At 47.3% G+C, this 19317-nt stretch carries 13 protein-coding genes; 5 read left to right on the plus strand and 8 right to left on the minus strand.

Features of this window, described 5'->3' with window-relative positions:
* The 3 genes from B9A91_RS00240 to B9A91_RS00250 all read right to left on the minus strand — a co-directional run bounded on the left by B9A91_RS00240 (position 1) and on the right by B9A91_RS00250 (position 5111).
* Positions 1-3363: a SusC/RagA family TonB-linked outer membrane protein gene (locus B9A91_RS00240; protein WP_235012315.1), complete on the minus strand. Its 3363-nt coding sequence runs from the start codon at positions 3361-3363 to the stop codon at positions 1-3.
* A gap of 135 nt (positions 3364-3498) precedes the next feature.
* The gene (locus B9A91_RS00245; RefSeq protein WP_084236284.1) at positions 3499-4461 is read right to left on the minus strand and encodes a FecR family protein; all 963 of its coding nucleotides are present in this window, start codon (positions 4459-4461) and stop codon (positions 3499-3501) included.
* Positions 4462-4520: 59 nt separating this feature from the next.
* The gene (locus B9A91_RS00250; protein ID WP_084236286.1) at positions 4521-5111 is read right to left on the minus strand and encodes an RNA polymerase sigma-70 factor; all 591 of its coding nucleotides are present in this window, start codon (positions 5109-5111) and stop codon (positions 4521-4523) included.
* A 118-nt stretch (positions 5112-5229) separates the two neighbouring features.
* On the opposite strand from B9A91_RS00250, the gene B9A91_RS00255 reads away from it, so the two are divergent.
* The 5 genes from B9A91_RS00255 to B9A91_RS00275 all read left to right on the plus strand — a co-directional run bounded on the left by B9A91_RS00255 (position 5230) and on the right by B9A91_RS00275 (position 15005).
* Positions 5230-5559 (plus strand): hypothetical protein, encoded by a 330-nt coding sequence (locus tag B9A91_RS00255; protein ID WP_084236288.1) that lies wholly within the window; start codon positions 5230-5232, stop codon positions 5557-5559.
* Between the two features lie 97 nt (positions 5560-5656).
* Positions 5657-10021: a CusA/CzcA family heavy metal efflux RND transporter gene (locus tag B9A91_RS00260; protein ID WP_084236290.1), complete on the plus strand. Its 4365-nt coding sequence runs from the start codon at positions 5657-5659 to the stop codon at positions 10019-10021.
* Between the two features lie 4 nt (positions 10022-10025).
* On the plus strand, positions 10026-11333 hold the full coding sequence (locus tag B9A91_RS00265; RefSeq protein ID WP_084236292.1) for an efflux RND transporter periplasmic adaptor subunit: 1308 nt from the start codon (positions 10026-10028) through the stop codon (positions 11331-11333).
* Between the two features lie 40 nt (positions 11334-11373).
* The gene (locus B9A91_RS00270) at positions 11374-13383 is read left to right on the plus strand and encodes a heavy metal translocating P-type ATPase (protein ID WP_084236294.1); all 2010 of its coding nucleotides are present in this window, start codon (positions 11374-11376) and stop codon (positions 13381-13383) included.
* Positions 13384-13490: 107 nt separating this feature from the next.
* Positions 13491-15005, plus strand: a complete 1515-nt coding sequence (locus B9A91_RS00275; RefSeq protein ID WP_084236295.1) for a hypothetical protein — start codon at positions 13491-13493, stop codon at positions 15003-15005.
* On the opposite strand, the gene B9A91_RS00280 is transcribed toward B9A91_RS00275, so the two are convergent.
* The 5 genes from B9A91_RS00280 to B9A91_RS00300 form a co-directional block, all read right to left on the minus strand.
* Positions 15002-16042, minus strand: coding sequence for an Atu2307/SP_0267 family LLM class monooxygenase (locus tag B9A91_RS00280; RefSeq protein WP_084236297.1), 1041 nt, complete (start codon positions 16040-16042; stop codon positions 15002-15004). The two genes, B9A91_RS00275 and B9A91_RS00280, sit on opposite strands and share 4 nt — an antisense overlap.
* An 87-nt stretch (positions 16043-16129) precedes the next feature.
* Positions 16130-16810 (minus strand): ATP-dependent Clp protease proteolytic subunit, encoded by a 681-nt coding sequence (locus B9A91_RS00285; protein WP_084236299.1) that lies wholly within the window; start codon positions 16808-16810, stop codon positions 16130-16132.
* Positions 16811-16886: 76 nt separating this feature from the next.
* Complete coding sequence (locus tag B9A91_RS00290) at positions 16887-17156, minus strand: hypothetical protein (protein WP_084236301.1); 270 nt, start codon at positions 17154-17156, stop codon at positions 16887-16889.
* Complete coding sequence (locus B9A91_RS00295) at positions 17137-17697, minus strand: RNA polymerase sigma factor (protein WP_084236303.1); 561 nt, start codon at positions 17695-17697, stop codon at positions 17137-17139. Before B9A91_RS00295 ends, B9A91_RS00290 begins: the two co-directional genes overlap by 20 nt.
* Before the next feature lie 59 nt (positions 17698-17756).
* A complete protein-coding gene (locus tag B9A91_RS00300; protein ID WP_084236304.1) occupies positions 17757-19187 on the minus strand; it encodes a GDSL-type esterase/lipase family protein in 1431 nt (476 codons plus the stop codon).
* Between the last annotated feature and the right edge of the window lie 130 nt (positions 19188-19317).

Consider the following 19317-nt stretch of genomic DNA (forward strand, 5'->3'; position numbering starts at 1 on the left):
TTATAAATTCACATTAAGACCGATGAGGAAACTTCTGGACTGCGGATAACGGCCTGTGTCCAGTCCATAGTTGTCCATTCCTATTTCCGGATCGAAACCAGAATACCTGGTAATGGTGAACAGGTTATTTGAAGTGGCATACACACGGATGGCACCGGCCTTAATTTTATTGCTCAGGTTTTTAGGAAGGGTATAACCCAGCGTAATGTTGCGTAGACGTAAGTAAGAACCATCTTCTACATAGAAATCGGAGGCGTTAAAGTTTCCGTTATCGTCGTCTTTTGTAGAAATGACCGGCACCTTTCCATTGGGGTTTTCGGGCGACCAGGCATCGAGTATGCCCACCAGTTTGTTGTAGGATGGGCCGCTGGCGCTGTAGGTGGTACGTTTAACCGCATTGAATAGTTTATTGCCCTGTACACCCTGTGCAAAAATATTGATGTCAAATCCTTTATAGGCGGCGTTAAAGCTCAATCCGTAGGAGAAATCAGGATAGGCACTCCCTGCAAAATAGCGGTCGCCCCCGTCAATAGATCCGCTGTCGTCGAGATCGGCAAACCTGAAATCGCCCGGACGCGCCTTAGGCTGGATCTTTACACCTTTGGAGTTCACATGGTTGTCCACTTCGGCCTGGGTCTGGAAAATACCCTGGGTTTTGCGTACGTAATAGCTGTAAAGGGGCTGTCCTACTTTGATGAACAAAGGAGCGAGTTCATTCCTGAAGTTGTTGGATACGGCGATGTTCTCCAGTCCCGGTGCAAGTTCCAGCACCTTGTTGTTGATCTTGGTCAGGGATGCAGTTACCGAATAGGTAAAGGCTTTATTTTTGTCAGCGGTATAAGTGATACCCAGTTCAATCCCTTTGTCGCGTACCAGACCGGCGTTGATGGTCTGGGAGTTCAGTCCTGCCGTTCCGGGTAAGGGCTTGGTCAGGATCATCTTATCGATATCCTTAATGAAATAATCGGCTGTTAAGGTCAGGCTGTTTTTCAGGAAGCCCAGGTCGATACCCACATTGGTTTGTTTGGACTCTGCCCATTTCATGTCGGGGTTTTCCAGCACAGTAGATACCAATCCGTTCTGCAGGGTGGGCACCTGGCCAAAATAAGCCTTTGTTTTGCTCAGGAGCGGGCTCACATCCGTAGGCTGCAATTGGGCAAGGTTGCCCAGCAGTCCGTAACTGCCCCTCAGTTTCAGTTCATTTAACCAGGTGCTTTCTTTTAAAAAGTTCTCTTTGCTCAGCACCCATCCGGCAGAAACGGAATAATAATTACGGAACCTGTTCTCTGCTTTAGGTACCAGTGAGGAACCATCGCGGCGACCGATCAGCGATAAGAGGTACTTTTCGGCATAGTTGTAATTTGCACGTACGAAAGTGGATGACAGCGCGGTCGACACGAGGTCGCTCAATGCCGGTTCAAAAACAGTCGCATTCACCAGGTACCTTTTCGAAGGGGCCTCATCATCAAAGTCCCTTCCGATTACAGAAAAGCCTTTGTATTTTGTTTTCTGGAAAGAAAAGCCAGCGGTAAAATCAAGGTGATGCAGGCCCAGGTCTTTTTTCCAGGCCAGCACCTGTTCTGCAAGGATATCTGTTAAAACCCTGTCTTTCTCTTCCAGTGAGTTGGAGAGCATGGGCTTGCCCACTTCCGGGCGTTTTGGTGTAAAAATTTTAGAATGGTAAAAGCCTTTGGTTACGCTCAGGTTAGACCGGAACGTTAAGCCTTTGGCTAAACTGAATAAGGCATACGGGTTAACAATTAAAATATTTTCGGGCTTATTGATATCGGTGCGCAGCAGTTCGGCCACCGGGTTGATGATATCGCCGTAATCGCCAGCATACTGTCCGCCCGGCAGGCCTGCAAATGAACCATCAGGATTATAAGGTGTGGCATTTGCAGGATAATAAATGGCAGAAAGCAAAGCACCAGTATAGTCACTGCTGGTATTGGCGCCTTGTCCGTTCGTGCTGCTGAACGAAAGGTTTTCCCCAACTTTTAACCAGGATGTAAGCTGGTGATCGGAGTTAACGCGGAAATTATAACGCTGCACTTTGGTATTGAGTACAATGCCTTCGGCCTGACGGTAATTAAAGCTGAGGTAAACATTTGATTTTTCTGTACCGCCGGATATGCCCAGGTTATAGTCCTGTGTTTTACCGGTCCTGAATACCTCATCCATCCAGTTGGTACGGGTAATCTGTCCTTCCGGGTATTTTGCAGCGTCAAAAGCAGGTAAAAGGTCTGTCTTACCATTCTTTGCGGCAGTTACCGCAACCATTGCGCGCTGTTCGGCATTGAGTGGCTGCAGCTTCTTCCAGGCATTCTGGGTACCTATCTTTCCATCAAAATTGATCTGAAGTGCGCCATTTTCGCCTTTCTTTGTCGTGATCAGGATTACCCCGCCGGATGCCCTTGCCCCATAAATTGCGGCCGAACCATCTTTCAGCACAGATATGGATTCAATGTCGTTCGGGTTCAGTACTGGTGTACCAATCACAATTGAGCCGTCTACCACATACAATACACTCTCGCCATTGATCCCCCCTGCACCCCTGATGTTCACACGCGGGCCAGAAGTTGGATCCCCCCCTTCATTGGTTACAATAACACCCGGCGATTTACCGGCCAGCACTTCGCCAACGCTGTTTACAGAGCGTGAAGAAAGCTGGTCGAGCGCCACAGTACTTACGGCCCCGGTAAGGGTTGCTTTTTTCTGCGTGCCGTAACCTACCACAACCACCTCGCTCAGCAGGGCCTTGTCTTCCATCAGGGTAACATTAAATACCTGTCCCTCACTTACCTTAACCTGTTTGGTTTTATAGCCTACCATAGAAAAAGACAGCACTGCATCCTCTTCAACGGTAATACTGTACCTGCCATTGGCATCGGTGGTGGTCGATTTTGCAGTACCCAGTACCTTCACAGATACGCCGGGCATGGCCAGTCCGGTGGAGTCTTTAACCACACCGCTGATCAGTCTGTCGGCTTTTTTTGGCGGCAGCGGAATATTTTTCAGGATGATGTAATCTCCTTTTTCCGTACAGCTGTAGCCCATTTTCCGGAGTACCTCTTCTACCTTCTCGTTTCTAAATGTTTCGTTAATTGGCCTTTTACCCTCCGAAAGCGCATCGGGGTTGTAAATGAAGCGCAGGCCCGTACTGGCTTCGATTTCTTTAAGGACCTGGCTTGCCGGCCGTTCCTTTGTTACCTTTAAGCTGATCCTGCTTCTTTCCAGCTTTTGCGCCATACCCGGCGATGCCAGCATGGCACCGCAGAAGGTACATAGGATTGAAAAAGTTAAAAGTGAATATTTCATGGCTTTATAAAGAGCTGCTGACCTCTTATATGAGGATTGTTTCATATATTTATTTGTTTTTTAACATGAATTTGTTTTAAAATTTGCCTGGCAGTACAATTGGCCTTAGACACCAGGCTTCAAAAATTACCGGTGCTGATCTGATCAGTGCCGGTTGTTTGTTTATCCTTCCTTATACACTCATTTTTTATATACATTAAAGGTTTTATGGTCGTCTGATTGATTGAATTTCATGCGGTGCAGACTGCACAGAAGGTCCATGATCTCTTCCGGTGCCTGCCGGGTATTGAATGTTGCCGTACATTTCAGCCTGCCCAGGGCCTGGTCTTTCAGGTTGATCTTTATGCCGTAGACATATTCCAGTTTACTGCAAACCTGCAGCAGGTTTTCCTTTTCAAATACCAGGTTTACATATACAGGGGCCGGTGTATAATCGATCAGTGCCCGTTCCTGCTTTTTATCGTAAGTGATCTGCTGCCCTTTTACCAATGTACCAAACACCTGTTTTGTATTGCCAACAGCTACTTTTCCGGTTGCCACTGTAATTTTAACTACCGGCGATACCGCGCGGGCCTGGATGCGGAACGATGTACCCAGCACCTTGGTTTCCAGATCGTTTGTAGTTTTTACGGTAAAGGGCCGGGATTCATCGTGCGCAATATCAAAGAAAGCCTCCCCCTCATTCAGTTCGACCACACGCTTTCTGTTTGAAAATTTTAGCGGGTAAGTTAAGCATGAAGAAGGTCCCAGGCTGATTTTAGAACCATCTGCCAGCACAATATTTTTCTTTTGCGAAGCAGTGGTGCGCACAGCAGCCAGACCGGCTGTTCCGCCTTGCCCTCCAGCTGCCGGCCAGAGCAGTACGGCTGTACCGGCGACCAGCAGCAATATTGCAGCAGCTTTTGCCACATTGTACCATTTTTGCAGGTGGATAAACCCTGCCTCTTGGCTCTGCTGCATTTCCCGCTGGAGTTCCTGAAAAATTGCTGCCCCTATGGCGGCTTTTTGGGCTGCCCCGATAGGAAACTCCCTGTGTTCCTGGCTGGCATACCAGGTATCCACATGCTGCCGTTCGGCCGGTGTGGCTTCCCCTGCTGCGTATTTTTCCAACAGTGCTTTTGCCTTTTCTTCTTTTGTCATCATCTACAAGTCAGTTCAAAAGAAGATGGGTACCGGCAAAAAAGGTTAAGTTTGTGTTAAGTTTATATAAACAACAAAATGAGGATTAAAAACGGGAGGTAAGACAACCTTTCCTTCAGCATTTTTAATGCGGCGGAGATCTGATTTTTAACCGTCTGGACCGAAAGGCCCAACTCTGCAGCGATTTCCCGGATGGTTTTTTCCTGCATGCGGCTCATCCTGAAAATCTGCCGCATCTTTTCGGGCAGAGCCTGCAGGGCCTCATCGATCTCCTTATTCATGTCTTTGACCATCAACTTGTTTTCGGCCGACAGTTCCATTTGCCCTTCAGCTAAAAAAAACATATCTTCCTGGTATTTGTCTTTAACTATGGCTGACTTAAAATAATTGATCACCTTGTATTTTACGGCCGCCTGCAGGTAACTGCGCAGGCTTCCCTTGATGGCCAGGCGCTGACGGTTTGTCCATAGGGAAATAAAAATCTCCTGGGTAATATCCTGTGCCACATCCTTGTCTCGTACGCGCCTGCAGGCGCTGTCAAAAACATCGGCCCAGTGGTCCTTATAGATCTGTTCCATAGCCTGTGCCTCTCCCTTTTTTAAGGAAGTAACCATATCGGTACTCAGAGGTGCAGCAATTATTTTGACAGACATTTTTTACAAAAGTACCGCTGCAATATTCAGCCTGTATTAAGAAATGTTTAAGGATGTAAAAGCGTTGAGACAAATGCAGAATGATTTGTTTTTGTTAAAAAAAGATTAAGTTTGCAATATGAAGTATCTGGCTTTCATACTCACTATCTATGTAATGGCCCTTGCCATGTGGCCATGTTGTAGTAATGAAACCAGTCTTTCCACTGAACATGAAGATCTTTGTCAGGCTGTTTCCTCAGAAAAACATGCAGATAACAATCATGAAAGTGCCCATGCCTGTTCTCCGTTTTTCCACTCTGGTACTTATCATGGGTTTGTAGCCTCAGCTGCAGTTAATAAAGCACCAGCGCTGATCCTGAATGACGAAAAAGACAGCTTTCCTGAACATCACGTACAGCCCGTAATTCTTATCCCGGGCGATATCTGGCAGCCGCCTAAACTGGTATAAATAATTACCGTCCTGAGCCTGCGCTCAGTTTCTTTATTATTTACCATTGCGGCTGAATAGCAAATACTGCTATACGACGCTTTACAACTAAATATTTATGTTTAACAGGATTATTTTATTCTCCATAAAGAATAAATTAGCAATTGGTATAATGACCCTGGCTTTAGTGATCTGGGGGATTTATTCCTTGACACGGCTACCCATTGATGCGGTACCCGACATTACCAACAACCAGGTACAGGTGATTTCCCAGGCCCCCAGCTTAGGCGCCCAGGAAGTGGAGCAGTTCATCACCGCTCCTATTGAACTGGCCATGGCCAATATCCCTAATGTAATTGAAAAACGTTCCATATCCCGCTCGGGTATATCGGTGATTACCATTGTTTTTGAAGATGATGCCGACATTTACTGGGCCAGGCAGCAGGTAGAAATGCAGCTGAAAGAAGCGGAAGGCAATATTCCAGACGGACTGGTATCGCCTTCGCTGGCGCCCATTACCACCGGGCTTGGCGAGATTTACCAATATGTGCTGCATACCAAAAAAGGCTATGAAGGCAAATACTCGGCAACCGACCTGCGGACCTTGCAGGATTGGGTGGTAAGGACCCAGCTGGCGGGCACCAAAGGTGTAGCCGAAGTGAGCGGATGGGGCGGCTTTGTGAAGCAATATGAAATTGCGCTCGACAATGAGAAGCTCAATGCCAGCAATGTGACCATCTCACAAATCTATGCGGCATTGAAAAACAACAATGAAAATACCGGCGGCTCTTACATTGAGCAGCAAAGCAATGCCTACACCATCCGTGGGATCGGGCAGGTGAAGTCGCTCGACGACATTGAAAAAATAGTGGTCAAAAATTCGGGCGGTGTGCCTGTGCTGATCAGGGACATTGGTACCGTGCAGTTTGGCAGCGCAACGCGTTATGGGGCGGTAACCCGCAATGGTACCGGCGAGGTTGTGGCTGGGATCACCCTGATGCTGAAAGGCGAAAACTTTAACCAGGTGATCAAAAATGTAAAGGAAAGGATTGCACAGATACAGAAGTCCTTGCCCGAAGGCGTGGTTATAGAGCCTTATATAGACCGTACAGAACTGGTTGGGCGCTCTATCAGTACTGTGCAGAAAAACCTGATAGAGGGTGCCCTCATTGTGATATTCGTGTTGCTATTGTTGTTGGGCAACTGGCGTGCCGGCCTGATCGTGGCTTCGGTAATTCCCCTTTCTATGCTGTTCGCCTTTGCCATGATGCGGCTGTTTGGTGTTTCGGGAAACCTGATGAGCCTGGGGGCCATAGATTTTGGGCTCATTGTAGATGGGGCCGTCATTATTGTGGAAGCCATCATTTTCAGGCTTACCGAAAGCAAGCTGTTTAAAGGGCTCCCTAAACTGAACCAGGAGCAAATGGACCAGGAGGTGTTTACGGCTTCCTCCAAAATCAGGGCGAGCGCCACTTTTGGCGAAATCATCATCCTGATTGTATACCTGCCCCTGCTCTCGCTGGTGGGTATTGAAGGAAAGATGTTTAAACCCATGGCCGAAACCGTAGTGTTTGCTATTGTTGGGGCATTCATTTTATCGCTTACTTATGTACCGATGGTCAGTGCGCTGTTCCTGAGCAAAAAGACGGAACACAAACGGAATGTATCCGATAAGATCATGGATTTCTTTAAACGTGTTTATACGCCCATGCTGGAAACAGCACTGCGTATGAAGAAATTGGTTGTAGCCATTGCCCTGGTATGCTTTGGATTTACACTATGGCTGTTCGCCAATATGGGTGGTGAGTTCCTTCCCCAGCTGGAAGAGGGCGACCTGGCAGTGGAGATTGCCATGTCTCAAGGCACCTCGCTTAGCCAGGTGGTGGAAACCTTCGGAAAGGCAGAGAAGATCCTGAAAGATAAATTCCCTGAAATCAGGCAGATCGTTACCCGGATCGGAAGTGCAGAGATTCCTACAGACCCTATGCCTGTAGAGCGGGGCGATATGATGGTGGCCATGACGCCTAAAGAAGAATGGACATCCGCAAAGACCAAGGAAGAAATGTCGGAAAAGATGGAGGATGCACTGTCTGTTTTACCCGGTGTAAATGTAGAGATCACCCAACCTATGCAAATGCGTTTCAATGAGTTGATGACGGGTGTACGTCAGGATGTTGCCGTTAAAATTTACGGGGAAGACCTGGACGTCCTGGCGCAGCAGGCCAAAAAAGTCTCACAGCTGATTGCACCTGTACAAGGGGTTAGTGAACCTTTTGTAGAGCAGGTTACCGGCCTGCCGCAGGTAATTGTGACCTATGACAGGGATAAAATTGCGCAATATGGGTTAACCATAGCCGACATCAACAGCATTTTAAGCACTGCTTTTGCCGGCAATGTGGCGGGCGTGGTATTTGAAGGTGAAAAGCGTTTTGATATGGTGGTACGCCTGCAGCGCGACCTGCGCGAAAACATTTCCAGCATAGAAAACCTGTACGTTCCCCTGCCCTCCGGTAATAAAGTACCCTTAAACCAGGTGGCCAAAGTAGAGCTGAAGGAAGCACCCGCCCAGATCTCGCGCGAGGATGGGAAAAGAAGGATCTACGTGGGCTTTAACGTAAAAGGCAGGGATGTGGAACGTACTGTAGCTGAAATACAGCAGGTTATGGACGCGAAGCTGAAACTTCCTTCAGGATATTACATTACTTATGGCGGGCAGTTCCAGAACCTCAAGGAAGCCAAAAGCAGGTTATCTGTTGCTGTACCTGTGGCCATGCTCCTGATTTTAGGGCTGTTGTATTTTACTTTCAGGTCATTTACCCAGACCATTCTCATTTTTACTGCCGTTCCGCTGTCGGCCATCGGTGGTGTACTGGCCCTTTTGGTACGGGGCATGCCTTTCAGCATCTCGGCAGGTGTTGGCTTTATCGCACTCTTTGGTGTGGCGGTACTGAATGGAATTGTACTCATCTCCTATTTCAACCAGCTGAAGGAAGAAGGCATCGCTGACGTATATAAAAGGGTGATGCAGGGAACAGCAGTAAGGTTAAGGCCGGTGATCATGACCGCCGCTGTTGCCTCGCTGGGCTTTCTGCCTATGGCATTATCGGGGGGTGCAGGTGCTGAGGTGCAAAAGCCACTGGCAACGGTAGTTATAGGCGGACTGCTGTCGGCCACGCTGCTGACTTTATTTGTACTGCCTTGCCTTTACATATTGGTTAGTAGCCATAAAAAAACAAAAAATACTCCTATGAAACCTTTAGCAGTAATTGTGATTTTATTTGCCGGACTGGGATTGACCCCTGCAAAAGCTCAGGAGCTGCCCTTGTCGGCCGACAGTGCCGTTGCCATGGCCTTGAAGCACAACCTGCAGGTGAAATCCAGCGGATTGGCCGTTAACCAGTCTAAAGCCATGCAAAAGTCGGCCTTCGATCCTGCCAAAACGGCTTTTACCATTTCCCAGGACCCCACCGGCGGCGGCAGTAACGACAACTCCATTTCTGTTTCGCAGAGCTTTGCCTGGCCCGGATTTTATAGGAACCAGAAAAAAGTACTGACGAGTGAAACCGGGCTGATGGAAAAAAATGCAGGTTATACCCGGGCGGAAGTGAGCAGGGACACACGTCAGGCCTATTACCAGCTGCTGTACAGCATCAATACTTTAAAAGTACTGGAACTGCAGGACAGCATTTACCGCAATTTTATCCGGAAATCGGAGCTGCGCTATAAAGTTGGCGAGACTTCTAACCTGGAACTGATCACCGCACGGAACAAATACCAGGAAGTACAGGCCCTAAAAAAGGCCGTAGAAACCAACCTGGCCAGTCAGCAGCTTAACCTTCAGCAATTGCTGAACCTGAAAAGCGCTGTTGTTCCTGTAGAGAAAAAACTGCCTGTACTGCCGCTAAATGATGGGTCTGAGGCCGCTGCAGGCAGCAACCCGCTTACTGCCGTTTACGAGCAGCAGATTGAAGTAGCCAAAGCCAGGATAGACCTGGAACGCTCCCGTGCCATGCCAGACCTGACACTGGGCTATGCGCAGCAGTTTGTGATCAGGTCTTTTGATCCGGCGAATATTGGGCGTACCTATACACCTGGGACCCGCATAGCAGGCATTCAGCTGGGGATAGCTGTACCTTTGTTCAATGGCGCAGGAAGGGCCAGGGTAAACAATGAAAAGATTGCAGCCCAGATTGCCGAGACAGATTATGAACGCACAAAGAACCAGCTGGCCATGCAGTACCAGCAGGAGCTGCAAAACTATGCACAACATAAGGCCATGGTCGATTATTTTATCTCAGGCGGCTTAAAACAGGCGGAAGAACAGATCCGTATCGCACAGGTCTCCTACGATCTGGGCGAAATTGGCTATATTGAATTCATTCAGAATATGTCGCTCGCCGTACAGAGCAAGCTCAATTACCTGCAGACGGTTAACCTGCTGAACCAAGCAGTTATTCAATTACATTTTTTAAAAGGGAACTAATCCAATGAACGCACTAGCATATATCAAAAGAAACCTGACCGGGCTGATCTGCGCGGCATTTATCCTGGGCAGCATCAGCTCCTGTAGCGATGGTGGAAAACCGAAAAGCACAAACGAAGAAGCGCATGGGCATGCTGAGGGCCACGAGCATGACGAACATGAGGAAGGCCTTGAACTCAGCCAGCAGCAGCTGGATGCGGTGGGCATTGTTATAGGCAATATAGAACAAAAAAACCTGACCGCTGTGGTTAAATCAAGCGGACAGCTGGCTGTGCCGCCACAGAATGCTGCCCAGATCAACGTGCTGACCGGGGGCATCATCAGGAAAATCAGTGTCATAGAAGGACAGAAGGTAAAAAAGGGACAGGTACTGGTAACGATAGAGAACCAGGACCTGATCAGGCTGCAGCAGGATTACCTGAGTGCAAAAGGCGGTTTCAGCTATATTGAAAGTGAATACAACCGTCAGCAGCAGCTCAAAGCGGCTAATGCCGGCACAGGTAAAGCCCATCAGCAGGCAGAGGCCAATTATAACGCAGAAAGGGCCAGGATAAAAGCCCTGGAACGCCAGCTGCTGCAATATGGGATTTCCCCGGCCCGCATCAGCAGCGGGAACATCACCTCTCAGGTGCCTGTAAGCTCTCCCATCAACGGAACGATAGGAAAGATCGTAGCGGAAACAGGCTCCTATGCACAACCCGGGGTATCGATTATGGACATCGTAGACAATTCTAAGATCCATGCCGACCTGATCGTATTTGAAAAAGACCTGTCCAAAATTAAGGTAGGCCAGCGTGTAGAATTTCAACTGACCAACCAGAAAAACCAGCAGATTGAAGGTGAAATCTATGGCATCAATAAATCCTTTGAAAACGACAGTAAAGGCGTTGTGGTGCATGCAGTTATCAAAAAGCCCGGGGCCAACCTCATCCCCGGAATGTATGTTACCGGACTGATTGCCGTAGGTACCGCCATGAGCGATGCTGTGCCTGTTGACGCCGTAGTGCGTTCGGAAGGCAAGGAATTTATTTTTGTTGTAGATACCGATGCTGAAGCTGCACATGAAAAAGAACATGCCGCTGAAGCAAAATCAGAGACCTCGGGTACCCACGATGAAAAGCATAAGGAAGAAGACAAAAAAGAAGAAAAATCGGTACACTTTAAAAAGGTAGAGGTTAAAACCGGTGTTTCGGAGTTGGGTTATGTTCAGATCAGTCTGTTGCAAAAATTACCTGCTGATGTGAAAGTGGTAACTAAAGGGGCCTTTTATTTGCAGTCCAAAGCTTCGGGCCCTGCCGAGCATAGCCATTAATAAGAAAAACAGGTTAACTTTATTGTAGTAATTTACCATTATGAAGGCATCGAACATACATAAAGACTGCTGTGCCGCTGAGGAAACCAGCGGTGCAGCAGTTCAAACAGATAAACATAAAGAACACCACCATACTGCCAATGGGCAGGAAGCGCATAGTGACGATGATGGCCATAACCATGGTGCCGAAGAAGATACGGGATGGCTGAGCCACTGGCCCCTGCTTACTGCACTGACCGTTGTTGTGGTCATGATGGTGCTGGAATATGGATTTGGCACTACTTTTAATACGACCATACAGCTCATCATATTTGTACCTGCCTACTTACTGGCAGGCTGGAATGTCTTGGAAATGGCCTTTAGAAAAGCCATGAGGTTAGACTTCTTTAACGAATTCTTTTTAATGAGCGTGGCCACCATTGGGGCCTTTGCCATTGGATCTTTCAGTGAGGGTGTGGCCGTAATGGTTTTCTATTCTATTGGTGAATGGTTCCAGGATTCGGCCGTAAGCAATGCCAAACGGAGCATTAAGGCATTGCTCGATATCAGGCCTGATGCAGTTGATGTGATCAGGGCAGGAAAAGTGCAGACCGTGGCACCGGCCGAAGTGGCCATTGGAGAAGTGATCCAGATCAAACCCGGTGAAAAGCTGGCCCTGGACGGGGAACTGTTGTCGGACAAGGCCACTTTTAATACAGCGGCACTTACCGGCGAAAGCAAACCTGATAATAAAGCTAAGGGAGCAGCCGTGCTTGCCGGTATGATTAACCTGAACCAGGTTTCGGAAGTACGGGTGCAGGCAGCTTTTAAGGACAGTAAACTGAGCAAGATACTGGAAATGGTACAGGATGCCACGGCGCGTAAATCGCAAACGCAATTGTTCATATCGCGCTTTGCCAAAGTATATACCCCTATCGTTTTTCTGCTGGCCGTACTGCTGGTGGCTTTACCTTATTTTTTTGTGGCCGATTATGTTTTTCAGGACTGGCTGTACCGGGGACTGGTGTTCCTCGTGATCAGCTGCCCTTGTGCCCTGGTGGTATCCATCCCACTTGGCTATTTTGGCGGCATAGGCCTGGCCTCTAAAAACGGGATTCTGTTTAAAGGTTCCAACTTTTTAGATGTAATGACCAAGGTAGATGCCATTGTAATGGACAAAACCGGCACATTGACCAAGGGTGTTTTTGAGGTGCAGAAGGTAGTGGGCAATGGTTTTGATGAGAAAGAACTGGTTTTGCTGGCTGCCGCTATAGAAAGTAAATCTACCCACCCCATAGCCCTGGCCATTGTGCGTTATGCCGGTGATGTTTTTCACAATGCGAAAATTGCCGATGTGGAGGAAGTTTCGGGGCATGGGCTTAAAGGTACCATAAACGGGAAAGCCCTGCTTGCCGGGAATACCAAACTTCTAAAAAAATTCAACATTGACTACGATGATTCCATAGATGCGGAAGCAGACACCATTGTGGTTTTAGCCGTGAATGGTAAATATGCAGGTTACATTACCATTGCCGATGAAATTAAGGAAGATGCAAAGCAGGCCATAGCAGCTATGCACAGGTTAAATATCGAAACGGTAATGCTGAGTGGTGATAAACAAACGGTAGTGGATAAAGTAGCCAGGTTACTGGACATAGATAAAGCTTATGGTGACCTTTTACCCGAACATAAGGTTGAAAAGGTTGAGCTGCTTAAAAAGGAAGGAAAACACCTGGCCTTTGTGGGCGATGGGGTAAACGATGCCCCTGTTGTGGCACTTGCCGACGCGGGGATTGCCATGGGTGGCCTGGGCAGCGATGCGACGATAGAAACTGCAGATATCGTGATCCAGAACGATCAGCCCTCAAAAATTGTAACAGCCATAAAGATTGGAAAGCTGACGAGGAACATTGTATGGCAAAATATTACCCTGGCTATGGGTGTGAAGATCATTGTGCTGATTTTAGGTGCAGGTGGCGTAGCCACACTATGGGAGGCTGTAATTGCTGACGTGGGTGTGGCCCTGCTGGCCATTCTCAACGCAGTGCGCATCCAGCAGATGAAACTGTAAACTGACAATTGAATTTATAAGTGTGCTAATAACGTTTATAAAAAAGCGGAATATTATTCCGCAATTGCATAAGCTATCTTTTAGTGGGTTAAAGCACACAGAATTCAATGAAAATCAGATCAGTTTTTGCATTTGTTATCCTGCTCATCAGCGGGGCAATGTTTTCCTTTGTAAAAGACAACATATGGCATTCCAGGTTCCTTACGGTAAATAAGGACGGAAGCATCACCTATCACCCGGATGAAAAAGGGAATACCATTCCCGATTTTAGCCTGGTGGGCTATCATCATGGCTTGAAACCAATTCCGGAAATAAAAGTGGTTAAAACGGTAGGCCCGGTAAAGGGCGATGCAGGTAGTACCATACAGGCTGCAATTGATGAGGTATCGGCCATGCCTTTGAAACCAGATGGTTTCAGGGGTGCTATCCTGCTCAAAAAAGGCGATTACGCCATAGCCGGCACGCTGAACATTAATGCCGATGGTATAGTTTTAAGGGGCGAAGGGAATGAGACCGGGGGTACAAGACTGATTGCGGCAGGCAAGGGCCAGCGCTCACTGGTTAAAATTGCCGGTAAGGGGAAAATAACGGAGTCTGGCAGCCGGGTAAAAATTACGGATGCCTATGTACCTGCGGGTGCAAAATCGTTCCAGGTTGCATCAGCAAATAATTTTAAGGTGGGCGACAGGATCATGGTATTCCGGCCTGGCACAGAAAACTGGATCCATGACCTGCAGATGGATAAAATTGAAGACAGGGGCGGCACCAAACAGTGGAAAGCCAGTGAATATAACCTGAATTTTGAGCGGGAAATTACGGCCATTGAAGGCAATAAGATCAGTATTGACAATCCGATAGTAATGGCTATGGAAAAACTTTATGGTGGTGGCGAGATCTTTAAATATGAATTTGCGGGGCGTTTAAAAGAGGTGGGTGTAGAAAACATTTTATTTGAATCGGCATATGCCGGTGACACGGATGAAGACCATGGCTGGACTGCTGTGGAGTTTGACCAGATAGAAAATGGCTGGGCAAGAAACCTGACATCCCGCTTTTTCGGCTATGCCTGTGTGAGCTTAAACGGCGCTGCAAAGAACATCACCGTAATGGATTCCAAATGCCTGGATGCCAAATCGGTGATTACCGGGAGCAGAAGGTATTCTTTTAGTAACAACGGACAGCAGAACCTGTTCATGAACCTGGAAACGACGGAAGGAAGGCACGATTATGTAACGGGTGCAAAAACCTGTGGCCCGAATGTTTTTTACAATTGCAGATCAAAAAATACGCATGCCGATATTGGCCCGCACCACCGCTGGTCTACCGGCACCCTGTACGACAATATTGATACCGATGGGGAGATCAATATACAGGACAGGGGAAACTGGGGCAGCGGCCATGGCTGGGCTGGCGTAACACAGGTAGTCTGGAACTGTAAAGTAAAAGGCGCGGCCATACAAAACCCATGGGTATCCGGCAAAAATTACGCTATAGGTGTTCAGGGACAAAAGTTAAAAGGGCGTTTGGATGGCAAACCTGATGGAGAGTGGGAAGGGCAGAATAAAAATAACCTTCAGCCGGCTTCCCTATACAAAGCGCAGGTTAAAGCCAGGAAAAATTAAACTGCCTTATTTAATGCTTTCCTTACGGCTGGTGCCACTTTGCTGCCAAATATTTCAATTGATTTCATCATTTCTTTATGTGAGGGATCGCCGACATCCATATGGCCGATGAACCTGGTGATGCCAAACAATTCGTGCATGTACAGGATCTTTTCTGTTACTGCATTGGCTTCTCCAATGAACAGGGCGCCTTCTTTAGAACGTCCACCATCGTATTGCAATTTGGTATAAGGTGCCCAGCCCCTCGTGGCCCCTACCCTGTCCATCTGCGCGGAGTAATTGTTATAATAGGCATCTGCATCGGCTTCATTATCGCTGACAAATGCATGCGAGTGGATACCGATCTGCATTTTACTGACATCGTGACCGTGTTTTACATATTGTTCCTTATAATACTCAATAAGGGGCTGAAACTGTTTGGGCATACCCCCGATGATGGCAACAACCAATGGAAGTCCCAGTACTGCAGCACGCAACACAGACTGCGGGGTACCGCCAACAGCAATCCATATGGGTAATTTTCCATTGTTGCTGGCCCTTGGCAATACCATCTGGTTGATAAGTGGGGCGCGAAGTTCACCTTTCCAGTTTACAACTTCATTGTTATTGATGTTGAGCAGCAGGTCCAGTTTCTCTTCAAAAAGCTGGTCATAATTTTTCAGGTCGTAACCAAACAGCGGGAAAGATTCTATAAAACTTCCCCGGCCTACCCCTATTTCTGCACGTCCGTTGGAGATCAGGTCAATGGTAGAAAAATCCTGATATACTTTTACCGGCTCGGCAGAACTCAATACCGTTACTGTACTGGTCAGTTTGATATTTTTGGTGATGCCTGCTGCCGCTGCCAGTACAATTTCTGGTGATGAAACCGCATAATCAGGACGATGGTGCTCGCCCAGGCCAAAGACATCCAGACCAACTTCATCGGCCAGTTTAATCTGTTCCAGGATTTCCTGCAGCTTTATTTGTGCAGACCTTGGTTTCCCTGTTTGCGGATCAACTGACAAATCGCCGAACATACCTATACCTAATTCCATAATCTTCTTATTTTTATACAGCAAAATTACCAAGCCGGTTAAATATAAGTCTTGACCTAGGATAAGTAATGACAGAAACCAGCTTATTTATGCAGATAAGATCTCGTCGATCATACCAAATTCCTTCGCCTCAGCCGCAGTCATCCAGTAATCGCGACTGGCCGCTTGATTGATCCTTTCATAAGGCTGGCCACTATGGTTGGCAATGATCTGGTACAGTTCTTTTTGTATCTGGAGTACCTGTTTAACGGAGATTTCCATGTCCATGGCTGTTCCCTGTGTTCCTCCCGAAGTCTGATGGATCATAACCCGGGAATGCTGCAGGGCAGACCGCTTTCCTGCGGCTCCGGCACAAAGCAGTACTGAGCCCATGGAAAGTGCTATACCGGTGCAGATAGTGGCCACATCGGGTGCGATGAACTGCATGGTATCGTAAATGCCCAGTCCGGCATAAACTGCTCCCCCCGGGGAGTTGACATACAGCTGGATGTCTTTTTCGGCATCTACAGATTGCAGGAAGAGCAGCTGGGCCTGGATCACGTTGGCATTCCTGTCGTCAACTGCCTCGCCCAGAAAAATAATGCGGTCCATCATCAACCTTGAAAACACATCCATCTGGGCAACATTCAATTGCCTTTCTTCCGTGATATAGGGCGTCATGGCTACCGGAGCAGCCATGGATGATGTTCTGGAGATGTATTTGTCTACATACAAACTATTGATGCGGTGGTGCTTTACTGCGTAACTGCGAAATTCATTGTTGCTCATATCTTTTTTAGATTAAATTGGGCATAGCACGGCCCCTGCCCTTTTTGGGGCATTAGTGTATTTATATTGAAATGGTTTACTTAGCGAAGAAACGCATGACCTTTTGCCTGAATGAAAGGTGCTCAGGTGCCGAAAACAGCTTTTGGTGTACCTGAGCGATTTCCTGCCGCAGCTGTCCCCTGCCATAGGTATTGACCAGCTGATAGGTTTTTTGCTGCCAGGAGATGCTTTCCTTAAGCGATGGCTGCAGCAGCAGTCGGGCCTGCATTAAGGTACTTTCTCCTTCGCTATTGCCGCCCAAAAGAAAATCTTCAATCAGCAGGAGCTCATTCAAGGATGTCTTCATATTGTATTGATTTTTCTTTTACGGTTTCCTTTATTTTTTCGAGGCATTTGAACTTCTGTACAGTGGCCGAGCGGGGGCCTGAAAAGCCAAACCTTTCTGCAACTTCATCCATGTTCAGTTTTTCATAATAGAATGCGCTGAGCAGCTGCATACATTTCTGACCTGCGGTTTGCAGCAGCCGCAACAGGCCTGAAGCTGAAATTTCCTTTTCAGCAGCAGCAAACAGTCCGGACTGTTCATCAAAATCTGCATTCAGCTGATCGATAGACAATTGCTTGCTACTTTCTTTGTATCGTTTGTTCCACACGTAGCGGGCAATGCCAAAGAGGTAAGCTTTATCGCTATGTTTCAGGGTCAGCGCAGAAGCTGCAGATTTTTCGTAATAGATGATCAGGGCATCCTGAAAAATATCCCGGGCATCGTCAAATGAACCACCCATCCTGCTGATGTGATTTGCGACCAGGGGGAAGACTTTTTTATACAATGCCGTAAGCCAGGCTTCGCGATCATTGCTTGTGACTGTATTTAATTTTGCATCCATGGTTACTATGTTTGATAGTATGTGGGCATTTTAAATCAAATATCACCAAAAAACAGTAATTATTTTTGCGCGGCCCTTAGAATAAAGTCGACAATAGGCTGTGGATTGGGCAAACTATGCGGGTGGTGCTTCCCTTCGGGCTTATGAATGATGCTGATATTGCCTCCGGCCTGTTTTATTTTTTCGGCAAAGAGGCTTGTGTTTTCCGATATGGGCACTACTTCGTCCTGATCTCCGCATACATGCAGCATGGGGTAACCGCCTTTAACGATCTCCTTGATCTTATCGATGGGACTGCCGGCGAAGGCCGCCGCCTGTTCATCAGTCTGGTAGCTATAATCTTTCAGGAAAGTTGCCCATTCCTTTTTACTGCCCGGACCTATGCCTTTTCCTCCGGGCCAGCTTTTTAAATCGAGCACCGGGTTATCGGCATAAATACAGGTCACTTTTTTAGGGTTCGCTGCCGCCCAGTTGTACACATACACTCCTCCCCGGCTCATTCCTTCAAGGACTGCCTTTTTTGCGAAGCCAAGCTTTTGCAAATGGTTATAAAAACCATTCCATAGGTTGATGGCTTCGCTATTTCCAAATAGCTCTGCCACATCGCAATAAACCACATGGTAACCCCTTTCCAGCAAGGCTATGTCCGTTTGCGGCTCGTGGCCCCAGAACCTGGCCCGCCAGATCCAGGGCTTGCCTGCCGCTTCCCTTTTAGGCACTGCGATTTTAGCATTACGCTCCTTAAACTTAAACTGAAAGCAGTTGTAGCCATAAAAGGAACTTTTTTCTGCCGGCAGATTGAGCTTAGGGATACTGCCTGTGGCGCCAGTTTTTTTTGTTTGCTGCGCAATCAATTCATATAAACGTTTGGCGATAAAGCCATCCCCTTCTGCATTCGGGTGAATTTTATCGGCCAGCAGGGCTTCCTTATCTGCAAACAGGGAATGCAGGTCGATCACTTCCAGGTTTTCCTCATAGGCCAGCTTTTGTATGGAAGGGATAATAGAATCCTTCAAATAAGTACCTGATATACCGAATTTTTCATCAGAGAAGGCTTTAATGGGCGTTAGCAAAATGATCCTGGGCCTGCTTTGCAATTTGGCCAGTGTCCTGACCATATCACGGTAGTCGTTGACGTAATCCCCCATCATAGGCCTGTTGATCAGTTTGCTGTCATTGGTGCCCAGCTTAACGAAATATACATTTGCCGCTGCTACCAGTGCCTGCTCATATTCAGGTGTTTTCCAGTAAGGTTTATTGCCTTTTTTAAGCATGGTAGCGCCGCTTACGCCAAAATTGAGCACTTCATAAGCCGGTCCGAGCAAAGCCTGCAATTGAGCCGGGTAAGATTCTTTTGCCCTGTCCTTCAAACCAGAACCAAAGGTAATGCTGTTGCCGATACAGGCAATACGAATTTTGGATTGGGCAAAACCGGTGTTTGTAGCAAAACACAGGCAGCTGATTATAAAATATCTAAAAAGATGCTTCATTTTGAATATAAATGTGCGTCGTTATGGTATGTAATTTATCTGATAAAAAATGACCATTCTCTTCAACGGCTGCATAATTTCTGTTTTTCTTATATTAATTGTAGCTTTCTACTGGTCCATCTGTCTATTT

It is taken from the genome of Pedobacter africanus (assembly GCF_900176535.1).
Taxonomy (GTDB): Bacteria; Bacteroidota; Bacteroidia; order Sphingobacteriales; family Sphingobacteriaceae; genus Pedobacter; species Pedobacter africanus.

What these genes read in the sequence shown, in the direction of transcription:
- B9A91_RS00265 (WP_084236292.1), top strand. Translation starts at nt 10,026, where the DNA reads ATGAACGCACTAGCATATATCAAAAGAAACCTGACCGGGCTGATCTGC.
- B9A91_RS00240 (WP_235012315.1), bottom strand. Translation starts at nt 3,363, where the DNA reads ATGAAACAATCCTCATATAAGAGGTCAGCAGCTCTTTATAAAGCCATG.
- B9A91_RS00285 (WP_084236299.1), bottom strand. Translation starts at nt 16,810, where the DNA reads ATGAGCAACAATGAATTTCGCAGTTACGCAGTAAAGCACCACCGCATC.
- B9A91_RS00260 (WP_084236290.1), top strand. Translation starts at nt 5,657, where the DNA reads ATGTTTAACAGGATTATTTTATTCTCCATAAAGAATAAATTAGCAATT.
- B9A91_RS00245 (WP_084236284.1), bottom strand. Translation starts at nt 4,461, where the DNA reads ATGATGACAAAAGAAGAAAAGGCAAAAGCACTGTTGGAAAAATACGCA.
- B9A91_RS00255 (WP_084236288.1), top strand. Translation starts at nt 5,230, where the DNA reads ATGAAGTATCTGGCTTTCATACTCACTATCTATGTAATGGCCCTTGCC.
- B9A91_RS00280 (WP_084236297.1), bottom strand. Translation starts at nt 16,042, where the DNA reads ATGGAATTAGGTATAGGTATGTTCGGCGATTTGTCAGTTGATCCGCAA.
- B9A91_RS00295 (WP_084236303.1), bottom strand. Translation starts at nt 17,697, where the DNA reads ATGGATGCAAAATTAAATACAGTCACAAGCAATGATCGCGAAGCCTGG.
- B9A91_RS00250 (WP_084236286.1), bottom strand. Translation starts at nt 5,111, where the DNA reads ATGTCTGTCAAAATAATTGCTGCACCTCTGAGTACCGATATGGTTACT.
- B9A91_RS00270 (WP_084236294.1), top strand. Translation starts at nt 11,374, where the DNA reads ATGAAGGCATCGAACATACATAAAGACTGCTGTGCCGCTGAGGAAACC.
- B9A91_RS00300 (WP_084236304.1), bottom strand. Translation starts at nt 19,187, where the DNA reads ATGAAGCATCTTTTTAGATATTTTATAATCAGCTGCCTGTGTTTTGCT.
- B9A91_RS00290 (WP_084236301.1), bottom strand. Translation starts at nt 17,156, where the DNA reads ATGAAGACATCCTTGAATGAGCTCCTGCTGATTGAAGATTTTCTTTTG.
- B9A91_RS00275 (WP_084236295.1), top strand. Translation starts at nt 13,491, where the DNA reads ATGAAAATCAGATCAGTTTTTGCATTTGTTATCCTGCTCATCAGCGGG.